Origin of the sequence: Edaphobacter modestus, from assembly GCF_004217555.1 — a bacterium.
GTDB classification, from domain to species: domain Bacteria; phylum Acidobacteriota; class Terriglobia; order Terriglobales; family Acidobacteriaceae; genus Edaphobacter; species Edaphobacter modestus.
In genome coordinates this window covers 3,390,157-3,407,559 of the sequence record NZ_SHKW01000001.1, presented here as the reverse complement: position 1 = coordinate 3,407,559, position 17,403 = coordinate 3,390,157, and the positions used below count along the sequence as shown (strand labels likewise).

Below are 17,403 nucleotides of genomic sequence, written 5' to 3'. Positions count from 1 at the left end.
TCTTTGTAATTTGTAACGGTTTCAGGAGCATGTCTCGTGTGCTCCGTTCTTGAGAAGGAGTCGTCGGTGGAGAGACAGGATTGGCTGGCGGAGCAGTTCGAGGAGAATCGGGGGCACCTGCGCGGGGGCGCGGACCCGGAGCGCGGGGGCGGTGATGGGCGAGTAGGGGATGCGGAGGACCCGCGGCGCGAGTAAAGTGGTTTCGAGTGGTGCGAAGGCTCTGGAATGGAGGTACAGCTATGTGCCGAAATATCAAGGCGCTCTTCAACTTCGATCCGCCTGTAACGGAGGATGAGGTGCGAGCGGCTTCCCTGCAGTTTGTGAGGAAGATAACAGGCTTCAACAAACCGTCGAAGGCGAACGAGAAGGCGTTTCAGGAGGCGATCGACGCAATCGCCGGAATTTCAAGGGACCTTCTTCGATCACTCGAGACGACGGCGCCTCCCAAGAGCCGCGAGGAAGAGGCAGCCAAGGCGAAGGCAAGAGGCGTGCTTCGGTTCCAGACTTAGCTGGGCGGATTCAGGACTGTTGTTTGTCTGCCTCGGCGATAGCGAGGTCGGCGCGGTCTTTCCGGAAGAAGTCGTTGATCTCGTCGTAGGGAGTGATGTGGTCGAGGCCGGCCATGGTCTGCTCGCGTGCGATTCCCCGGGCGGCGGCGATGAAGCCGGTCCAGGCGGCGCGCGCGAGAGCGGAGCCGGTGCTGACGCGACGGACTCCGAGTTGTTCAAGCTGGGCTAATGAAAGCGGTGCACTGGAAGAGACAAGAACGTTGACAGGCAGTGGGTGGGCAGTTTTGACGATGGCCTCGATCTCGGGGCGGGTCCGTGCTCCCGGGGCGTAGAGGACGTCGGCTCCGGCGGCAGCGTAGGCCTCCAGACGGCGGAGAGCTTCTCGGAGAGGCTCGGGATGGCCGGTGAGAAAGGCCTCGGCGCGTGCTGTGAGGAGAACGCCAGAGTGGCCGATGGCCTGCTTGGCGGCGCGAATGCGCTCGGAGGCGAGGGAGAGATCGTAGAGCGGGTGAACCGGGTCACCTGTGGCGTCTTCGATCGAGAGGCCGGCGACTCCGGTGGCGACGCAGAGGCGGACGTTTTCGGCGACCTCGTTGGGGGAGTGAGCATAGCCGGATTCGAAGTCGGCATTAACGGGGAGGTCGACGGCGGAGGCGATGGAACGGATGTGCTCGAGGGTGGCGTCGCGGGGAACGGCCCAGTCGGCATCGGGCAGGCCGTGGGAGAAGGCGAAGCCGGAGCTGGTTGTGGCTAGCGCCTTGAATCCGAGAGCACGCAGGTAGCGGGCGGTGCCGACATCCCAGGGATTGGGAATCACGAAGAAGCCGGACTCGTGGAGGGTGCGAAAGGTGGCGCGACGGGCGGCGGCGAAGTTCGCAATGGCGGGAGAGAGTACGGGGTTCATGGCGCGGCCTCCGGTTATGTGACGAGGATCCGCAAAATAGTGACTCATTTTTTTGGAGGGTAAGGAGTTAGCGGGAGAAGAGGGATTTCAGCCGAGCAGGAAAAGGCGAATGGCCATGACTGCGCCCAGGATGGCAAGCACCATGGCGAGCGTGACGGCCATCCTCGAAATTCTGCCGGGGATCCATTTGCCGGCGCGCAGGGCTCGAATCGTCAGCGAGTAATCGACTGCGCCGAGGACGTTGACCAGGATCCCAAGGACAAGCAGAGAGATTCCCGTGAAAGCCGAGCCTGCGCTGGGGACGGAGCCGGTGGAATGGGGGGAGGTGGAAATATGCAGCTGGCGGATGAAGAGGCCGAAGCGGGCGATGGCGAATCCCAGGCCCATCAAGGCAAGTCCGGTGCGAATCCAGGCGAGAAAAGTGCGTTCCGCGGCAAAGTAGATGCGCGGGTCCTGTTCCGGAGCGGAGATTGCGGAGGGTGGGGTATCGGGCATTGCCGGGATTATAGATGTCCATTGCATTCTGGACGGTCTGGAGGAATACGGCATAGACTTCCGACGGAGGCGACTTTGACCCGTGCGATCGCGCTTGCAACCTCTCTCTTGAGCCTTTCCTTTTCATCACTTGCGCAGACGCCGAAGCTGGCGTGGGAGCACGAGCCTGCGAAGTGGAACGAGTCGGCCGGGGTCCTGACTGAGACCGTCCCTGCCGGCACGGATTACTGGCGGGTGACGCACTATGGGTTTATCCGCGACAACGGTCCTTTCCGGTATCAGGAGCAAAAAGGAGATTTTGAGGCGAAGGTCAGGATCTCGGGCGAGTATCGCGAACTCTATCATCAGGCGGGGCTTATGATCCGCCTTGATGAAAAGAACTGGATCAAAACCGGGATCGAATTCGTGGACGGCAAGCAGAACATCAGTGCAGTCGTGACGCGGGAGGTATCGGACTGGTCGGTGATTCCGCGTTCAGACAGCCCGAAGTCCATATGGCTTAGGCTTCAGCGGCATAAGGACGCGGTGCAGATCGAGTATTCGCTTGATAACACAAGCTGGTCGATGCTGAGGCTGGCGTATTTTCCGCCGAATGTGCCGGTCAAGATCGGGATGGTTGCGGCGGCGCCGGGCAAACAAGACTTTTCCGTGGTGTTTGACCACTTCAGCGTCGGTCCGCTGAAGCCGGCGACCGGAGAAGAGTAGGCCGCGCCCTGGATTCAGCGAGTGCCCATCGGGAAGCGCGTTTTCTTGACACCGGGGTATGCGAGCGGCGATGCTTAGGGGCTAGGCACTCATTTTGGCCTCTCGGCGGGGTTGCGTCTTTTCCACGCTTCCTGCGCGTATTTTTTGCGCTGCGGGTGCTTGTTCAACAAGAGAAATAGAAATGGAGTTGTGAGGATGTTAGCAATCTGGTTGCAGAGTGCGCCGAGTGGCCTGGGAAGTCTGGGAAGCCTGGCTCTGCCAATTCTGTTCTTCGTCGTGCTGTATTTCTTGATGATTGTTCCGAATCAAAGGAAGCAGAAAAAATGGCAGGCGATGCTGGAGCAGATCAAATCCGGCGACCGCGTGACGACCAATGGCGGAATTCGCGGGACGGTCCTGACGATTAAGGACGATTCGCTTATTCTTCGGGTCCAGCCGGATGGAGTGAAGCTGGAGTTTGTAAAGAGCGCGATCGCCGCGGTCACCACGGATGAGCCGGGCGCCTGAGGGCAACTCCGGATCAAGAGAGATTTGAAGGAAGAAACAGCGGGCGCGGCAATTTGGCTTGAAGGTATATAAGCCGCAACCGCTATGAAGAGAGATTATGGGAAAGAATCTGGCCGGTAAGACGGCTTTCATAGTTGCTGTGCTATTGGTGTTCTGCTATGGCATTGTGGGTATCCCGCACGGCGGACTGAAGGAATCGATCGCTCGACGCATCAACCTGGGCCTCGATCTGAAGGGCGGAGTCCATCTGGTGCTGGAGGTTCATGTCGATGAGGCGATCGCCTCATCGGTGGACCGCGATGCGGTAAGGCTGCAGACAGAGTTGGCGGCAGCCGGAATTCCAGGTGTGTCCGCCGGACGGATCGATCCGGCGCGGTCGGAGACGATTGTCGTGTCGGGGATTCCCACCGGGAAGCTGAGTGACGCGCGGGGAGTCTTCAACGGGCCGAACTACAGCTCCTACGATGTCGCTTCGGGCGGCGATGGCACAACGACGCTGACCATGAAGCAGCAGGCGGCGCATGAGCTTGCCAACCGGACGGTTGATACTTCGATCGAGACGATCCGCGAGCGCGTGGATAAGCTGGGCGTGACCGAACCGGTCATCCAGAAGTATGGCCTGGGCGACAACCAGATTCTGGTGGAGTTGCCTGGCGTGAGCGATCCGGGCCGCGTCGAGGAGATTATTCAATCGACGGCGAAGCTGGAGATTCATGCGGTGGCAGGCGGTCCATTCGCCAGCGATCAGGAGGCCCTGCAGTCCAACGGTGGTGTGATTCCCGCCGACTCGGTATTGATGCACGGGGCGGCCTCCGCTGGAGCCCCGGACCAGGTGTGGCTGCTGAAGCGAGTCAGCGAAGTTGAGGGAACGGACTTTCGCGATGCGCAGCCCTCGACCGACCAGAACGGACGGCCGAATATCACATTCACCCTGACCACTGAGGCAGGGGACCGCTTCTACAAGTACACCAGCGAACACAGCGCGACGAGCGCGACGCCGGGCTCGATGGCGATTGTGCTGGATAACAAGGTAAAAGAGGTTGCGAGTATCAATTCGGCCATCCGCGACCGCGGTGAGATTGAGGGTGGGTTTACCAAGCAGCAGGCCGCCGATCTCTCGCTGATGCTGAGAACCGGCGCGCTTCCGGCGACAATCACATTCCTCGAGACCCGTACGGTTGGACCCAGCCTGGGAGCAGCTTCGATCCGGCAGGGCGTGATGGCGGCAGTCGTTGGTCTTACGGCCGTAATGGTCTTCATGCTGCTCTACTATCGCGGTGCGGGGATTAATGCCTGTCTCGCGCTGATCCTGAACTTGATCATTCTGCTGGGCTTTATGGGATTTGCGGGCTCGGTGCTGACGCTGCCGGGGATCGCCGGCGTGATCCTGACGATCGGTATGGGTGTGGACTCGAATGTCCTGATCTTCGAGAGAATTCGCGAAGAGCTGCGAGCGGGCAAGTCCGCGGCGATGGCTGTGCAACAGGGATTCGGTCATGCCTGGATTACGATCATCGATACCCACGTAACCACGATCGTTTCCGCGCTCATTCTGTTCCTGTTCGGGACCGGACCGGTGCGTGGCTTCGCGGTAACGCTGGCGTTTGGTCTTTTGGCGAACCTGTTTACGGCGGTCTTCGTTTCGCGCATGATCTTTGAGGCGCACCTGAAGAACAAGGAGCGCGGAGCAGTAGCGCTTTCGATCTAGCCTGAAGTTTTTGAGATTGCGGGGCCCAGGAGCCGCCGCCCGAGGATGTAAGAGCGTGGAATTATTTCGTAGTTCGAATATCGACTGGCTGGGGAAGAAGTGGTATTTCCTCGGATTTTCGCTGATCTTCTCCGTCGCCGGAGTCTTGAGCATGCTGTTCTGGCATGGCATTCCTAAGGGTGTGGACTTCACCGGCGGAACGCAGATCCGGGTGGCGTTCGAGCAGAACCCGAATGAGGATCATATTCGCCAGGCGATGAACAAGGCTGGCGTTCACGATGCGCGCATTCAGCGCGTGAGCGATCCCAGCGGCCATGCGGCGAACAAAGTGATCATCGCGCTTCCGATCACCTCGGCGACCGACCAGGCGCACGATGCGGGCCGCCAGGCTGTCGAGAGCGCCTTGGCGGCTAACTATCACGACTCGAAGGCGACGATAGAGCAGGTGGAGATCGTTGGCCCGACGGCGGGTAAGCAGCTGCAGAGCCAGGCGTTTCTGGCCACGGTGTATTCGCTGATCGGCATGTTGATCTATCTCTGGTTCCGGTTTGAGCTGATCTATGGTGTAGCTGCGGTCGTGGCAGTCTTCCATGACACCCTCATTACGGTCGGCGCCTTCAGCCTTACGAACCAGGAGATTACTCTTACGGTGATCGCGGCGATTCTGACCCTGATCGGCTATTCGATGAATGACACGATCGTTATCTTCGATCGAATCCGCGAAAACCTTTTAGGCTCGCGCCGTGAGTCCCTGAGCGAGGTGGTGAACCGGTCGATCAACCAGACGCTCAGTCGAACCGTGTTGACGTCGGGATTGACTTTTCTGACTGTGCTTAGCCTGTATCTTTTTGGCGGCGAAGTACTTCACGGGTTCTCGTTCGCGCTGGTGGTGGGCATTTTGATTGGAACCTACTCTTCGATCGCCGTTGCCGCGCCCATGCTGGTGGCTTACCAGGAGTGGCGTATGAGGCGAGGCAAGAGCGCGTCGCTGCCTGCGGGCAAGCGAGTAAAGGCTTAACACAGCAAAATTTAAATAATTCCAAGAATTTCAAAAAAAAGATCCAAACTGGGAACAAACGAAAAAGGCGCGGTGTCTATAGTCGAATAGCTCTTCTCCGCGAGGCTGGATATGTTCGAAGATTCATTGATGGAGTCCGGCGGCAAGCTCAAGACCAAGTCCAAGTACTGGATGATCGGCACGTTTCTTTTCAACGGAGCGATCCTTGGAACTCTGATTTTGATTCCGCTGCTGTATCCCGAGGCCCTGCCTAAGACGGCGATGACCGCCATGCTTTCGGCACCGCCACCACCACCGCCACCTCCACCCCCGCCCCCGCCGGCGCAGGTGATTAAGCCGATCAAGATGGTTTCGGAGATCGATCAGGGTTTGCATGCCCCGACGAAGATCCCCAAGGACATCAAGATGTTGAAGGAAGAGGCTGCGCCTCCGCCGCAGATGGCCGGCGTTGCCGGTATGAGCGGCATGGGTTCGGGGTCGGGTGTTCCCGGCGGCGTGATGGGCGGTTTTGGAGACGCGCCTGCTCCCACAGTGAAGGCTGAAAAGCCAAAGGGCCCGGTTCGCGTATCGAGTGGCGTTGTTGCTGGTAATGCGATCTCGCAGCCGAAGCCGATCTACCCTCCGATTGCAAAGGCAGCACACGTCTCGGGTGCTGTGGTGTTGCACGCGATTATCTCCAAGGGCGGGTCGGTAGAGAATCTCCAGGTAGTCAGCGGACCGGAGATGCTTCGTGCGGCCGCACTCGACGCGGTCCGAAACTGGAAATATAAGCCGTATGTTCTGAACGGCGAGGCAACTGAAGTTGAGACCACGATAACGGTCAATTTCAACTTCGGCGGCTAGGCTCTTTCACGCGGGTTGCTCTGCAGTATATGGCGGCTCGAGACGACAACGATTTTTCCGCAGGCATCCCAGGCGCAGCACCTCTGGGAGATCTCTGGATCTGAAATACGAAGCTTAGAGTTCCCAATCAGGAGGAATATTCTGTGATTCTCGCTCATCTCGCAAACATGGCTCATGTACCCACCTCGCTCGCGCTGTTTTTCCAGGAGGCGCAGGTTGGTTTCAGCCCCCTGCAGCTCTGGGGCAACATGGGCAACCTGGCCCGTGTGGTCGTTATTATTCTTTTCATCATGTCAATTTGGTCGCTGGCTGTGATCATCGACCGCGCTCTTTATTTCTCTGCTGCCCGCAAACAGTCGCGTGAGTTTGCCCCGAAGGTTGCCGGTGCACTGAAGGATGGGCGTCTGGATGAGGCGATCAAGGTCGCCGATCGCTCCAAGAAGTCGCACCTCGCTGAGGTTGTCACCGCCGGTTTGCAGGAGTTCCGCAGCTTCGGTTCCGGTGGCGCCATCACGGAAGAGCAGATCGAGAGCTCCAAGCGCGCTCTTGAGCGCTCCGAAGCCATCGTTCACGCCAAGCTGAAGCGCGGCCTGGGCGGTCTGGCGACGATCGGATCGACGGCACCGTTTATCGGCCTGTTCGGAACCGTCGTTGGTATCTTGAACGCCTTCCAGCAGATCGCTACGCAGAAGACCTCCGGTATCGGCGCGGTCGCCGGTGGTATTTCGGAAGCTCTGGTGACGACGGCTTTCGGCCTTCTGGTCGCTATTCCGGCTGTTATGACCTTCAACTACTTCACCGGCAAGGTTGAGGCCTTCGACGTGGAGATGGACAACAGCTCCAGCGAGTTGGTGGACTACTTCATCAAGCAGAGCCACCGGTAGTCCCCGGACTTCCCTTGGAAGTTGAAGGACCGAAGAACATCCTGCGAGAATGACAGCTCGAAGACCCTCCGGATGCCCCCAGGTGATGGGTATCCGGAGGAATCGAGTCAAAGTCAGCGGCAGGTCGATCGCAGGAACGTGAATACGGCGAAGCCGGACGGAGTGTAGAAATATGGCGATGGCAACGCGGAACGAAGGGAGTAAGGTCAACTCCAACATCAACGTTACGCCGATGGTGGACGTTATGTTGGTGCTGTTGATCATCTTCATGGTTATTACTCCCATGTTGAACAACAAGGTAAACGTCGACCTTCCGAAGACCGATTCGGCCACAGTGATGGAAGACGCGAACAAGGAAGATGCGGTCACGATCGCAGTTACTCGCGATGGCACGACCTTCCTTGGTGGCGACAAGGTTTCGTTGGACGATCTTGGTCCGAAGATCTCGGCGAAGCTCGAGAACAAGACCAATAAGCAGGTCTTTATGCGCGCCGATGCCCGAGCCAACTACGGTAAGGTGATGGATGCTGTAGACGGCGTGCGAGCGGCGGGAGTTAGCCAGCTTGGTCTACTTACGGAGAAGCGTGAGCAGGCTGAGCCCGTAACGACGAAAAAGTAAAGATTTTACGGATCTGCCGAGGCGCAGACCGGTGTAATGAAGGAGGTTTGCTATGGGAATGGGCGGTGGTGGAAGTCACGGCGGAGCGATGTCTGAAATAAATGTAACGCCGATGATCGATGTGCTGTTGGTGCTGCTGATCATCTTCATGGTGATCGTACCGGTAACCCCGAAGGGACTGGATACACTGGTGCCACAGCCACCAAAGAATAAAACCAACGATACGCCAAATGACCGCACCATTGTGGTGCAGGTTCTCTCTAACGGTGCAGGCGCGCCTTCGTATAAGATCAACGACACCTCTTTCAACAAGCAGGACGTCGAACCCAAGCTGGTTGAGATTTTTACGGCTCGTCAAGAGAAAGTAATGTTCGTCAAGGGTGATAAAGACCTGGACTTCAGCAAGGTTGCTGAGGTCATCGACTTCGGCCATCAGGCTGGGGTCGACAATATCGGTCTGATCACACCGCGGGTTGAAGCAGGACAGTAAGATTTAGTCTGGTCGCATACCAAGTATTGTTTCGGGCGGTCCGGCCACAAGCGCGGCCGCCCGATTCGTTTGCCTTTGCAGGAAGACGATTTCGATCTTTGGAGCTTTCCCTGCTGAGTCCGCTCTCCAAAGGATTTGCTTCAAGCTAGAACAATATTCTGAAGAATTGCATGGAATAGAACATCCGCCACTGGTCACACAGGGCGGTATACCATTACAATCAATCGGCAAGCATAAATTTTCGTTTCACTAAATTCCGTCCACAGATCATATACGCGCCCACCTGAAGGAGATATCACGTCCCATGAAATTGACCGCACGGATCCCGGTTACGGCCGCTCTGCTGGCGCTGATGCTTAGTTCTGTTACCGGGTGCAATCGCCTGAAGGCGCGTGACCAGCTGACGAAGGGCGTGCAAGCGTTCAAGAACGCACGCTATGAAGAGGCGGTTAACCACTTTCAGACCGCAATCGAGCTGGATCCCGGCTACGAGCAGGCCAAGCTTTATCTCGCCACTGCGTATTCGTATCAGGTGGTCCCGAACCTAGATACGCCAGAGAATCTGGCGCTGGCGCAGAAGGCGATGGACGGCTTCCAGGCCGTATTGGCAAAGGATCCCAATGACGTCGGCGCGTTGAAGCAGATCGCTTCGATCAACTTCAATACGAAGAAGTTCGAACTGGCCAAGGAATACCAGAAGAAGGTGATCGCTCTCGACTCGAATGACGCTGAGGCGCACTACACCATCGGCGTTGTGGACTGGATTCAGGCGTACAAAAACGCGCAGACCATACTTGCCGCGGATGGCCTGACCGACGACGGTAATGGCAACGTGAAGATGAGTAAGGCGTCGTGCCAGAAGTTGAAGGACGCGAACACGGCGTTGGTCACCGAGGGCTTGCAGTATCTGCAAAAGGCTGTCGAGGTGAATAAGACCTATGACGATGCCATGCAGTATCTCAATCTTACGTATCGTCGTCAGGCCGATCTTGAGTGCGGCAATGACAGCGCCCGCAAGGATGACCTGGCCAAGGCCGACGAGTGGAGCCAGAAGGCCATGGGCGCCCGCAAGGAAAACGAGAAGAAGAAAGAAGAGAAGACCCAGGGTGGCGTAACGATGCAGTAGCCGCTGGTCCTTCGAAGAGCAAAGAGCCTCCCACAGCGGGAGGCTCTTCTTTTTGTCTTTGCTTGCTCTGTTGCCTAAGCTATCTCGTCTTGAGCAAACATTTGGACGGATCTCTGTGGCCCGGTAAAATGGCGGCTTGTTGCGACTATGAAAAAAGTGTTGATTGCAAATCGGGGTGAGATTGCGGTAAGGGTGATGCGCTCGTGTCGCGAGATGGGCCTGGCAACAGTGGCGGTGTACTCGGATGTGGACCGAGCAGCTCTTCATGTCTCGCATGCTGATGAGGCGTACCGGTTGGGCCCGGGGCCGGCTGCGGAGAGCTACCTACGCGGGGATCTCATTCTGGAGGTTGCAGGGCGCGTGGGGGCCGATGCGATTCATCCAGGATACGGCTTTCTTTCCGAGAACCCCGCTTTCGCAGAGGCCTGTGAGATGGCAGGAGTGACCTTTATCGGCCCACCAGCCAGTGCGATGCGAGCGTTGGGCTCGAAAACGAAGGCACGGCAGGCCGCAGATGCTGCGCAGATGCCTCGGGTCCCGGGAAGCGTGAAGGGCCTCGCGACGGTTGATGAAGCGGTTGGAGTCGCCGCGCAGATCGGATATCCGGTGATGCTGAAGGCGGCGGCCGGTGGCGGTGGAAAGGGAATGCGCGCGGTCTTTACCGAGGCGGAGCTTCCTGCAGCGTATATGGCGGCGAGCAGCGAAGCCGAACGAAGCTTTGGCTCAGGAGAGGTCTACCTTGAGAAGCTGATCGAGCGGCCGCGTCATATCGAGATCCAGGTACTGGCAGATATGCACGGCAACTGCGTCTATCTGGGTGAGCGGGAGTGTTCGGTGCAGCGGCGCCACCAGAAAGTGATTGAAGAAGCGCCATCTGCGATTGTGGGCGAGGACCTGCGGCGCCGGATGGGTGAGGCCGCTGTCCGGCTAGCGCTTTCCGCGGGGTATGTGAATGCAGGAACGGTGGAGTTTCTGGTAGATGCTGAGCGGGACTTTTATTTTCTCGAGATGAATACGCGTTTGCAGGTGGAGCATCCCGTGACTGAGCTCATCACAGGGCTCGATCTGGTCCAGATGCAGCTTCGCGTCGCGATGGGAGAGACGCTCGGGGTGAAGCAGGAAGAGATTCAACTTCGCGGGCACGCGATTGAATGCAGAATCTACGCAGAGGATCCGGAGAACAACTTTCTTCCGTCTCCGGGAAAGATCACGCGTCTGGTGCAGCCGGGTGGCCCGGGAGTACGTGAGGATTGCGGTGTCTATGAAGGATGGACCGTACCTCTCGAGTATGACCCGATGCTGTCGAAGCTCGTAACCTACGGTGAAACCCGCCAGGCAGCCATTGCGCGAATGCTGTGCGCTCTCGATGAGTATGTGGTCGGTGGCATCCGTACGAATATTGGCTTGTTCCGCCGGATCCTGCTCGACGACGGTTTCCGTACCGCGGAGATCGACACCGGCTATCTGGAGCGGCTACTGGCTCGTCCTGAAACAAAGGAACAGGCGAATGTGCCGGAAGATGTGATCGCATTGACAGCAGCGCTATTTGCTGCGGTGCGAAAGGACGGTGCTGCCTCTCCGATTTCGGTTCCGACGAGTCGATGGACGGTCGCGGGACGTGGGGAAGGGCTCCGCGCATGACCCTATGGGTGGAGGTCGAGGGCAGGAAACGGCGTGTGGATTTGCCAGCAAATCTGGCGGACGCTGGAGTTCTTGGCTGCGCCGTGGATGGACAAGCGATAGAGGTAGATGTGCGCACGGTGGAGGCCGGAGTTCTCTCCCTCCTCGTTGACGGGCGTCAGTATCGATGCGTTCTCGATGGGGATGCTGTCGTGATCGCGGGCTGTCGCTACGAATTTGTTGTGGACGATCCGCGCTCTCTGCGTGGACGCCGGGGGAAGGAAGATGGAGCGACAGGCCCGCGCGCGGTGAAGGCTCCGATGCCGGGACGTGTAGTGCGTGTATTGGTGAGTGAAGGCGACGAAGTGGTGGAACAGCAAGGCGTAGTCGTGATTGAGGCCATGAAGATGCAGAACGAGCTGAAGGTTCCGAAGGCAGGCCGCATCGCAAAGGTGGCGGTAGCGGTGGATGCGACCGTGAGTGCGGGCCAGATCCTCATCGTAGTGGAATAAAGAACACTTCCCCTTGACATTCGACAAGAGTCGGGATCATTCTGTTGTCGAATGTCGAGAGGAGTGCAATGCCACCCCCGTCCGATCTCTTGCAAGGAACACTTGATTTACTCATTCTGAGGTCGCTTTCCCTCCAGCCTATGCATGGGTGGGGCATCGCGCAGCGTATCCAGCAGGTCTCGCGGGAGGTTTTGCAGATCGGGCAGGGCTCGCTTTATCCCGCGCTGCACCGGTTAGAGTACAGAGGCTGGATTCAGGCGGAGTGGGGGGAGTCGGAGAATAATCGAAGGGCAAAGTTTTACTCGCTGACGAAGGCTGGAAAAAAACAGCTCGAAGCGGAGTTGAAGAATTGGGAACGTCTGACCGCAGCGATTGCACTCGTTCTGAAGGGAGCGTGAGCGATGGAACTGTTCAGGGCATGGAGGGTCCGTCTTCGCAGGTTGCTTTTCGGGAGGGAGAATGCCGAACTGGACGAGGAGCTTGTATTTCATCTCGATCGGCAGACGGAGGAAAACATCGCCGCGGGGATGACGCCGCAGGAGGCTCGCCGACAGGCGATGATTGCGTTTGGCGGCGTGGAGAGATCGAAGGACGAGTGTCGGGAAAGTCGTCCTGGCTTCAGGATGGAGAGGCTCCTGCAGGACCTGCGATATGCTCTCCGCGGGTTTCGCCGCAATCCGACGTTTACGGTCACCGTTGTCTTGACCCTCATGCTTGGAATTGGAACGACCGCCGCAGTCTTCAGTGTCGTCGATCCAATCCTGTTTCGCTCTCTGCCTTATGGCCATGCCGATCAACTTGTTTCGGTCGGGCTCGTTGCTCCGGTGGAGCCGCAGGAGTTCATGCTGGGTGGCTCTTATTATGAATGGCGCGACAATCAGAGGCCGTTTGAGGCTTTCACCTCCGAGATAGGAGTGAATCCGTGCGACCTGACGGAGGAACGTCCAGCGCGTCTGAGTTGCGCCCGTGTGGAAGCAAACTTTCTTCCGACTCTTGGAGTCAGTCTCGTTCTTGGACGTAACTTTACTGCGGAAGAGGATCGTCCTCATGCGCCGAAGGTAGCGCTGATCTCATATCAGCTATGGAAGAACCGCTTCGGTGGCGACGCGAGCATTTTGGAAAAGCTGGTGAATATCGATGGCCAGTCGATTCGTGTGATTGGGGTGCTTCCACAAAGCTTCGAGATGCCAAGACTCCAGGACTTCGATGTGATGATGCCTGAGGGGCTGGATGAAGCGGCCCAGCGGAAGGCAGATCCGGGACAGCCGATGTGGGCCTTTGCTCGACTGAAGGCAGGAGTAACAAGCGAACAGGCGAAACAGGAGTTGAAGCCGTTGTTCGATTACTCGCTGAGACTGGCACCCGCTCCATTTCGTAAAGAGGTTCACTTGCAGGTAAGGTCGCTTCGCGATCGGCAGATGCACGATGTGCAGCTTGTTGCCTGGGTACTCTTTGGACTGGTAATGGCGGTCCTGCTGATCGCATGTGCCAACGTAACCAGTCTCTTGATGGCGCGTGGGGTAGGGAGAGAAAGAGAGCTTGCTGTCCGGTCCGCATTGGGGGCGAGCCGTGGCCGCCTCGTGTACCAGGCTTTGACGGAGTCGCTTGTTCTATCTTTGGCGGGGGCTGTAGCGGGATGTGTGTTCGCAAAGCTGCTGCTGAAGCTTTTTATTGTGGCTGCACCGGAAGGGATTCCATTCCTGAGCAAGGCTCAGATCGATGTGCGCATTATCCTCTTCACGATTTCGTTTGCTCTTTGCTGCGGCATTCTGTTCGGACTTGTCCCCGCTCTGCGCAGACCCCGAGCCCAGGCGTTGGCCGGGCGCATGATGTCGATCTCCGCGCCGGCCTTTCTGAGGCAGTGGTTGGTTGGAGTACAGATTGCAGCAAGCATGATTCTGCTGGTGGGTGGTGCGCTTCTGTTCCGCAGTTTTTTGAAACTCCAGGATCAGCAACTTGGAATGCGCGTGGAGAATGTTGTAACTGTAAACCTCTCGCTAGGAGAAAAAGCTTATCCGACAGCAGAGCGACGAATGGAGTTCTTTCAACATTTGCAAAGGGAGCTGAGATACGGTCCTGGCGTAACCGCGCTTGCCATGAGCGATTCGCTTCCACCCGCCGGTTACCATCACGACCAGATTTACGCTTCCATCGCGGTGGATGGCAGGCCAAAACCAACAAGCGGAACAGGCGGCCTGGTTACGTGGCGTTGGGTCACCCCGGAGTATTTCCGCGCGCTGGATATTCCAATCGTCCAGGGAGAAGGGTTTACCGAAGGTGAGCTGACCTCAGCAGATCACTTCCTCGTCCTGAGTAAAAAGTTGGCCGCCCGGATGTTCCCCGGTGAGAGCCCGATCGGTCATCGGCTACGATTGGCAGGATGGATGCCGGAGAACAATCCCTGGTATACCGTCGTGGGAGTCGCGGCCGATGTGAAGAACGGCGGTCTGGCCGATGGAGATGAGCCTGAATACTATCGGCTCAGACGCAACATGCCTGAAGATTGGGACAGGGGTTCGAACGTCGTTCTTAAGACGACCCTTCCGTCGGACGTTGTGGAACCATGGGTGCGGACTCGGGTAATTGCGATTGATCCGACGGTTCCGGTCAACATCGAAACCTTGTCTGAGAGGGTCAGCAAGATCGCGGCCCGGAATCGGTTTGAAACCTTGCTCGTCGGTTTCTTCGCTATGACGGGGCTTGTGCTGGCGGTAATAGGACTCTATGGATTAATCGCTTTTCTCGTCGCACAGCGTACGCAGGAGATCGGCGTGCGCATGGCATTAGGGGCAACCAAAGGCAATATTCTGCGATTGGTGATGGGCAAAAGCCTGCGACTGATTGCTGCAGGGACAGTAGTGGGTCTGGTGGTGGCGCTTGTTGCTTCGCGTGTGTTGTCGAGCCTGCTTTTTCATATCGGCCCGCACGATCCGGTGACATTTGGAGGTGTGACCCTCCTGCTGGTTCTGGTCGCTTTGATGGCTACCTTGATCCCAGCCAGGTCCGCTACCCAGGTGAACCCAACCGAGGCCCTGCGAAGTGAATAACACGTAAAATCTCGTTTCCGGGCCACGCCTTCCGGGCTACAATCTGGCAACAAATCTTTCCGCTGATCTGTGTAGCTCCAGTGGAGCCAGGGGAGTGCGCATGAAGGATGCCGTCATAACGGGGCAGAGTACGGGCCTGAGTGAAGTGGAGCGCGTCGTCGATGTGTTTGTCGCGCCCACGAAGACGTTCACCGATATTCTTCGCAGCGCAAGGTGGTGGCTGCCTTTTGCCCTGGCGCTGCTCATTACGTTAGGCGTTACTGTCGCTGTCGACAAGCAGGTTGGCTTTGCCCGCGTCGCGGAGGTCCAGATCCAGCAAAACCCGAAACAGGCGGACGCCTTCAATGATCTGACTGCCGAACAGAGAGCGGCGCGGCTCCAGGGCATGGCGAAGGGATACCGATACTCAAGCTATGGATCGTTTCTCTTCATCCTGATCTTCGTTGCGATCGGCGCGCTACTGTATTGGGCCAGCTTTAACTTCGGCCTGGGAGCACAGACCACATACGGACGGATGTTCGCCGTATGGATGTATGCTTCGCTACCCCGCTTGATAAGTGGACTCTTGGCAATTGTGCTGCTGATGGCCGGTGTGAACACCGACAGTTATAACGTGCAGAATCCGGTAGGAACGAATCTCGCGTATTACATGCCTGATGCAGCACCCTGGCTGCGCACGATCCTTAGCTTCTTCGATGTAATTGGGTTGTGGGTGCTCGCACTCCTGGTGATCGGAACAGCGATCGTCGCGAAAGTCTCGCGAGGCAAGGCGGCGATGGTTGTAATTGGCTGGTGGCTGTTCGGAATGATCGTAATGACCTGTATTGCATTTGCCAGCAGTTAGACCGTTAGGGCACGGGATACGACGTGAAGGTAGAAGCAGGCAGGCCGGCTGCGTTGTAAAGGTTCGCAGACGGGAAGTTCGGCCAGGCGTAACGAACGTAGCGCGGTTCGGGAACCGAAGGACTGCTGGCGACGACGGTGTCGCCTTCGATACGGGCCTTGGCTGCAACGAAGTTGCCATCGGCTCCCGCAACCTCGAAGCCTTCGGGCGCTCCCTGTGCGGTGAGCCCCTCTGCGTTGTTGAACCACACATGCATCGCTCCACCCTCAGGATATGCCAAGCGAAAAAGAGGGCCCGAGGCGGCAACCTGTTCTCCGTAGACCATCTTGCGTGCGAGCAGCGAAAGTCTCTCGCCGACGATCTGTTTCTTCGCGGGATGGACGTTGTGCTCATCGCCGGAGTCGATGGTAACGGCCATTCCGGTATTCGCGAGTGAGAGTGTGCGGCGCTGAGCGTCACGCAGCAGCCCCCAGTTCTCTTGCGGCGTGCTGGCGTAGGCGGAGATCTGCACGAAGAGGAAAGGGAAGTCTCCCTGGCGCCATTGACGGCGCCAGTCCTGGATGAGCGAAGAGAAGAGCCGGTTGTAGAGTTCGACAGTGTTCAGCTTGGAGTTGCTCTCGCCCTGATACCAGATGACGCCTCGGATGGGCAGCGGCGTGAAGGGCGCAACCATGGCGTTGAAGAGCGCCGCAGGCTGCCATGAGGCGGGATCGGGATGCCACGGGCGGGGCGAGGTGGATCCCTTTCCTTCGAGCTTTGCCCGCTTGTCGATCTGGTCAAGGCGTCGTTCCGAGCTTTCGCGGTCCATGCGATCAGCGCGAGCGGCAAAGACGGGCATCAGCGACGAATCGGCGGCGATTCCAGTAAGACTTACCCAAGCCTCGGCGGGAGTGCCGCCCCACGTTGAGTCGATCAGGCCTATGGCGACCTTCTGATGTTGCTGGAGATCGCGAGCAAAGAAGTAGGCTGCGGCGGAGAAGGTGCGCGCAGTTTCAGGTGTGCAGATCGACCATCCCGTCGCACCTTTGACGTCTTCAAGGGGATAGTCCGAAGTGTCCTGCGCCACGTGAAGCAGGCGGATCTCTGGGTGGTTGGCAGCGGCAATCTCCTTTTCGGAGTCTTTGAGGTCGGCTCCGGAGAATCCTGCCAAAGGCATCTCCATATTCGACTGACCGGATGCAAACCAGAGATCTCCGAGAAAGATGTCGTCGAGCTGAACGGTGTTAGCGGCGCGCACGGTGAGGGAGAAGGGGCCACCGGCAAGCTGTGGCGGCAGGTAGACGCTCCAGCGGCCAGCCCTGTCGGCGGTCGCACTAACAGAACTGCCATGGAAAGAGACCGCAACCTGTTCGCCCGGCAATGCCGTACCCCAGATGTGAACAGGCATGTCGCGCTGAAGCACCATGTGGCTGGAGAAAATTTTTGGCAGTGCAACCTCGGCATGTGCCGTGACGGAGATTGCAGTTGCGAACAGGATGAGCAGGTAGCGAAGGTTCATAGGTTGGTATCTCCGAACGCCAACCTTTATACCGCGAATGGAGGGTTAAAAGACGAGAGGTGCGGAATATCCAC

Annotated in this window: 19 protein-coding genes; 16 read left to right on the top strand and 3 right to left on the bottom strand. The window is 57.9% G+C overall.

Translation table 11 applies throughout. From position 1 onward, the window contains the following. Window positions 1-36: 36 nt before the first annotated feature. The gene (locus BDD14_RS31840; RefSeq protein WP_165420086.1) at window positions 37-195 is read left to right on the top strand and encodes a hypothetical protein; all 159 of its coding nucleotides are present in this window, start codon (window positions 37-39) and stop codon (window positions 193-195) included. Window positions 196-239: 44 nt separating this feature from the next. Further along, the gene (locus BDD14_RS14495) at window positions 240-509 is read left to right on the top strand and encodes a DUF2277 domain-containing protein (RefSeq protein WP_130419427.1); all 270 of its coding nucleotides are present in this window, start codon (window positions 240-242) and stop codon (window positions 507-509) included. A gap of 10 nt (window positions 510-519) precedes the next feature. On the opposite strand, the gene BDD14_RS14490 is transcribed toward BDD14_RS14495, so the two are convergent. Further along, complete coding sequence (locus tag BDD14_RS14490; RefSeq protein WP_130419426.1) at window positions 520-1,413, bottom strand: isocitrate lyase/PEP mutase family protein; 894 nt, start codon at window positions 1,411-1,413, stop codon at window positions 520-522. A gap of 87 nt (window positions 1,414-1,500) precedes the next feature. Then, window positions 1,501-1,908 (bottom strand): YidH family protein, encoded by a 408-nt coding sequence (locus BDD14_RS14485; protein ID WP_242617952.1) that lies wholly within the window; start codon window positions 1,906-1,908, stop codon window positions 1,501-1,503. A 75-nt stretch (window positions 1,909-1,983) separates the two neighbouring features. Between BDD14_RS14485 and BDD14_RS14480 the strand changes: the two genes are divergently transcribed. The 14 genes from BDD14_RS14480 (at window position 1,984) to BDD14_RS14415 (ending at window position 15,831) form a co-directional block, all read left to right on the top strand. Continuing rightward, complete coding sequence (locus BDD14_RS14480) at window positions 1,984-2,613, top strand: DUF1349 domain-containing protein (RefSeq protein WP_242617951.1); 630 nt, start codon at window positions 1,984-1,986, stop codon at window positions 2,611-2,613. 195 nt (window positions 2,614-2,808) lie between these two features. After that, entirely contained in the window at window positions 2,809-3,120 is a 312-nt protein-coding gene (gene yajC, locus BDD14_RS14475; RefSeq protein ID WP_130419425.1) for a preprotein translocase subunit YajC, read from the top strand. A gap of 97 nt (window positions 3,121-3,217) precedes the next feature. Continuing rightward, on the top strand, window positions 3,218-4,828 hold the full coding sequence (gene secD / locus BDD14_RS14470; RefSeq protein WP_130419424.1) for a protein translocase subunit SecD: 1,611 nt from the start codon (window positions 3,218-3,220) through the stop codon (window positions 4,826-4,828). 55 nt (window positions 4,829-4,883) lie between these two features. After that, a complete protein-coding gene (gene secF / locus BDD14_RS14465) occupies window positions 4,884-5,846 on the top strand; it encodes a protein translocase subunit SecF (RefSeq protein ID WP_130419423.1) in 963 nt (320 codons plus the stop codon). 111 nt (window positions 5,847-5,957) lie between these two features. After that, window positions 5,958-6,689 carry an energy transducer TonB gene (locus tag BDD14_RS14460; RefSeq protein ID WP_130419422.1) on the top strand — a complete coding sequence of 244 codons (732 nt, stop codon included), beginning with the start codon at window positions 5,958-5,960 and terminating at the stop codon, window positions 6,687-6,689. Window positions 6,690-6,832: 143 nt separating this feature from the next. Beyond that, complete coding sequence (locus BDD14_RS14455) at window positions 6,833-7,573, top strand: MotA/TolQ/ExbB proton channel family protein (protein WP_130419421.1); 741 nt, start codon at window positions 6,833-6,835, stop codon at window positions 7,571-7,573. Between the two features lie 172 nt (window positions 7,574-7,745). Beyond that, the gene (locus BDD14_RS14450) at window positions 7,746-8,192 is read left to right on the top strand and encodes an ExbD/TolR family protein (RefSeq protein ID WP_130419420.1); all 447 of its coding nucleotides are present in this window, start codon (window positions 7,746-7,748) and stop codon (window positions 8,190-8,192) included. A gap of 52 nt (window positions 8,193-8,244) precedes the next feature. Further along, a complete protein-coding gene (locus tag BDD14_RS14445; protein WP_130419419.1) occupies window positions 8,245-8,682 on the top strand; it encodes an ExbD/TolR family protein in 438 nt (145 codons plus the stop codon). Between the two features lie 304 nt (window positions 8,683-8,986). After that, on the top strand, window positions 8,987-9,808 hold the full coding sequence (locus BDD14_RS14440) for a tetratricopeptide repeat protein (protein ID WP_130419418.1): 822 nt from the start codon (window positions 8,987-8,989) through the stop codon (window positions 9,806-9,808). Between the two features lie 147 nt (window positions 9,809-9,955). After that, window positions 9,956-11,449: an acetyl-CoA carboxylase biotin carboxylase subunit gene (locus BDD14_RS14435; RefSeq protein WP_130419417.1), complete on the top strand. Its 1,494-nt coding sequence runs from the start codon at window positions 9,956-9,958 to the stop codon at window positions 11,447-11,449. Between the two features lie 35 nt (window positions 11,450-11,484). Beyond that, a complete protein-coding gene (locus BDD14_RS33725; RefSeq protein WP_165420085.1) occupies window positions 11,485-11,940 on the top strand; it encodes a biotin/lipoyl-containing protein in 456 nt (151 codons plus the stop codon). A 68-nt stretch (window positions 11,941-12,008) separates the two neighbouring features. After that, window positions 12,009-12,338 (top strand): PadR family transcriptional regulator, encoded by a 330-nt coding sequence (locus BDD14_RS14425; protein WP_130419415.1) that lies wholly within the window; start codon window positions 12,009-12,011, stop codon window positions 12,336-12,338. 3 nt (window positions 12,339-12,341) lie between these two features. After that, on the top strand, window positions 12,342-14,987 hold the full coding sequence (locus tag BDD14_RS14420) for an ABC transporter permease (protein ID WP_130419414.1): 2,646 nt from the start codon (window positions 12,342-12,344) through the stop codon (window positions 14,985-14,987). Window positions 14,988-15,087: 100 nt separating this feature from the next. Then, window positions 15,088-15,831, top strand: coding sequence for a YIP1 family protein (locus tag BDD14_RS14415; RefSeq protein WP_130419413.1), 744 nt, complete (start codon window positions 15,088-15,090; stop codon window positions 15,829-15,831). Window positions 15,832-15,835: 4 nt separating this feature from the next. Here the strand turns inward: BDD14_RS14415 and BDD14_RS14410 are convergent, their stop codons facing one another. After that, window positions 15,836-17,329 (bottom strand): sialate O-acetylesterase, encoded by a 1,494-nt coding sequence (locus BDD14_RS14410; RefSeq protein ID WP_130419412.1) that lies wholly within the window; start codon window positions 17,327-17,329, stop codon window positions 15,836-15,838. Between the last annotated feature and the right edge of the window lie 74 nt (window positions 17,330-17,403).

Bases quoted from the DNA above. Each gene is read 5' to 3' on its own strand.
- BDD14_RS14485 (WP_242617952.1), bottom strand. From the start codon at position 1,908: ATGCCCGATACCCCACCCTCCGCAATCTCCGCTCCGGAACAGGACCCG.
- BDD14_RS14425 (WP_130419415.1), top strand. From the start codon at position 12,009: ATGCCACCCCCGTCCGATCTCTTGCAAGGAACACTTGATTTACTCATT.
- BDD14_RS14450 (WP_130419420.1), top strand. From the start codon at position 7,746: ATGGCGATGGCAACGCGGAACGAAGGGAGTAAGGTCAACTCCAACATC.
- BDD14_RS14415 (WP_130419413.1), top strand. From the start codon at position 15,088: ATGAAGGATGCCGTCATAACGGGGCAGAGTACGGGCCTGAGTGAAGTG.
- BDD14_RS14410 (WP_130419412.1), bottom strand. From the start codon at position 17,329: ATGAACCTTCGCTACCTGCTCATCCTGTTCGCAACTGCAATCTCCGTC.
- yajC (WP_130419425.1), top strand. From the start codon at position 2,809: ATGTTAGCAATCTGGTTGCAGAGTGCGCCGAGTGGCCTGGGAAGTCTG.
- BDD14_RS14440 (WP_130419418.1), top strand. From the start codon at position 8,987: ATGAAATTGACCGCACGGATCCCGGTTACGGCCGCTCTGCTGGCGCTG.
- BDD14_RS14460 (WP_130419422.1), top strand. From the start codon at position 5,958: ATGTTCGAAGATTCATTGATGGAGTCCGGCGGCAAGCTCAAGACCAAG.
- secD (WP_130419424.1), top strand. From the start codon at position 3,218: ATGGGAAAGAATCTGGCCGGTAAGACGGCTTTCATAGTTGCTGTGCTA.
- BDD14_RS14435 (WP_130419417.1), top strand. From the start codon at position 9,956: ATGAAAAAAGTGTTGATTGCAAATCGGGGTGAGATTGCGGTAAGGGTG.
- BDD14_RS14420 (WP_130419414.1), top strand. From the start codon at position 12,342: ATGGAACTGTTCAGGGCATGGAGGGTCCGTCTTCGCAGGTTGCTTTTC.
- BDD14_RS14495 (WP_130419427.1), top strand. From the start codon at position 240: ATGTGCCGAAATATCAAGGCGCTCTTCAACTTCGATCCGCCTGTAACG.
- BDD14_RS14445 (WP_130419419.1), top strand. From the start codon at position 8,245: ATGGGAATGGGCGGTGGTGGAAGTCACGGCGGAGCGATGTCTGAAATA.
- BDD14_RS14490 (WP_130419426.1), bottom strand. From the start codon at position 1,413: ATGAACCCCGTACTCTCTCCCGCCATTGCGAACTTCGCCGCCGCCCGT.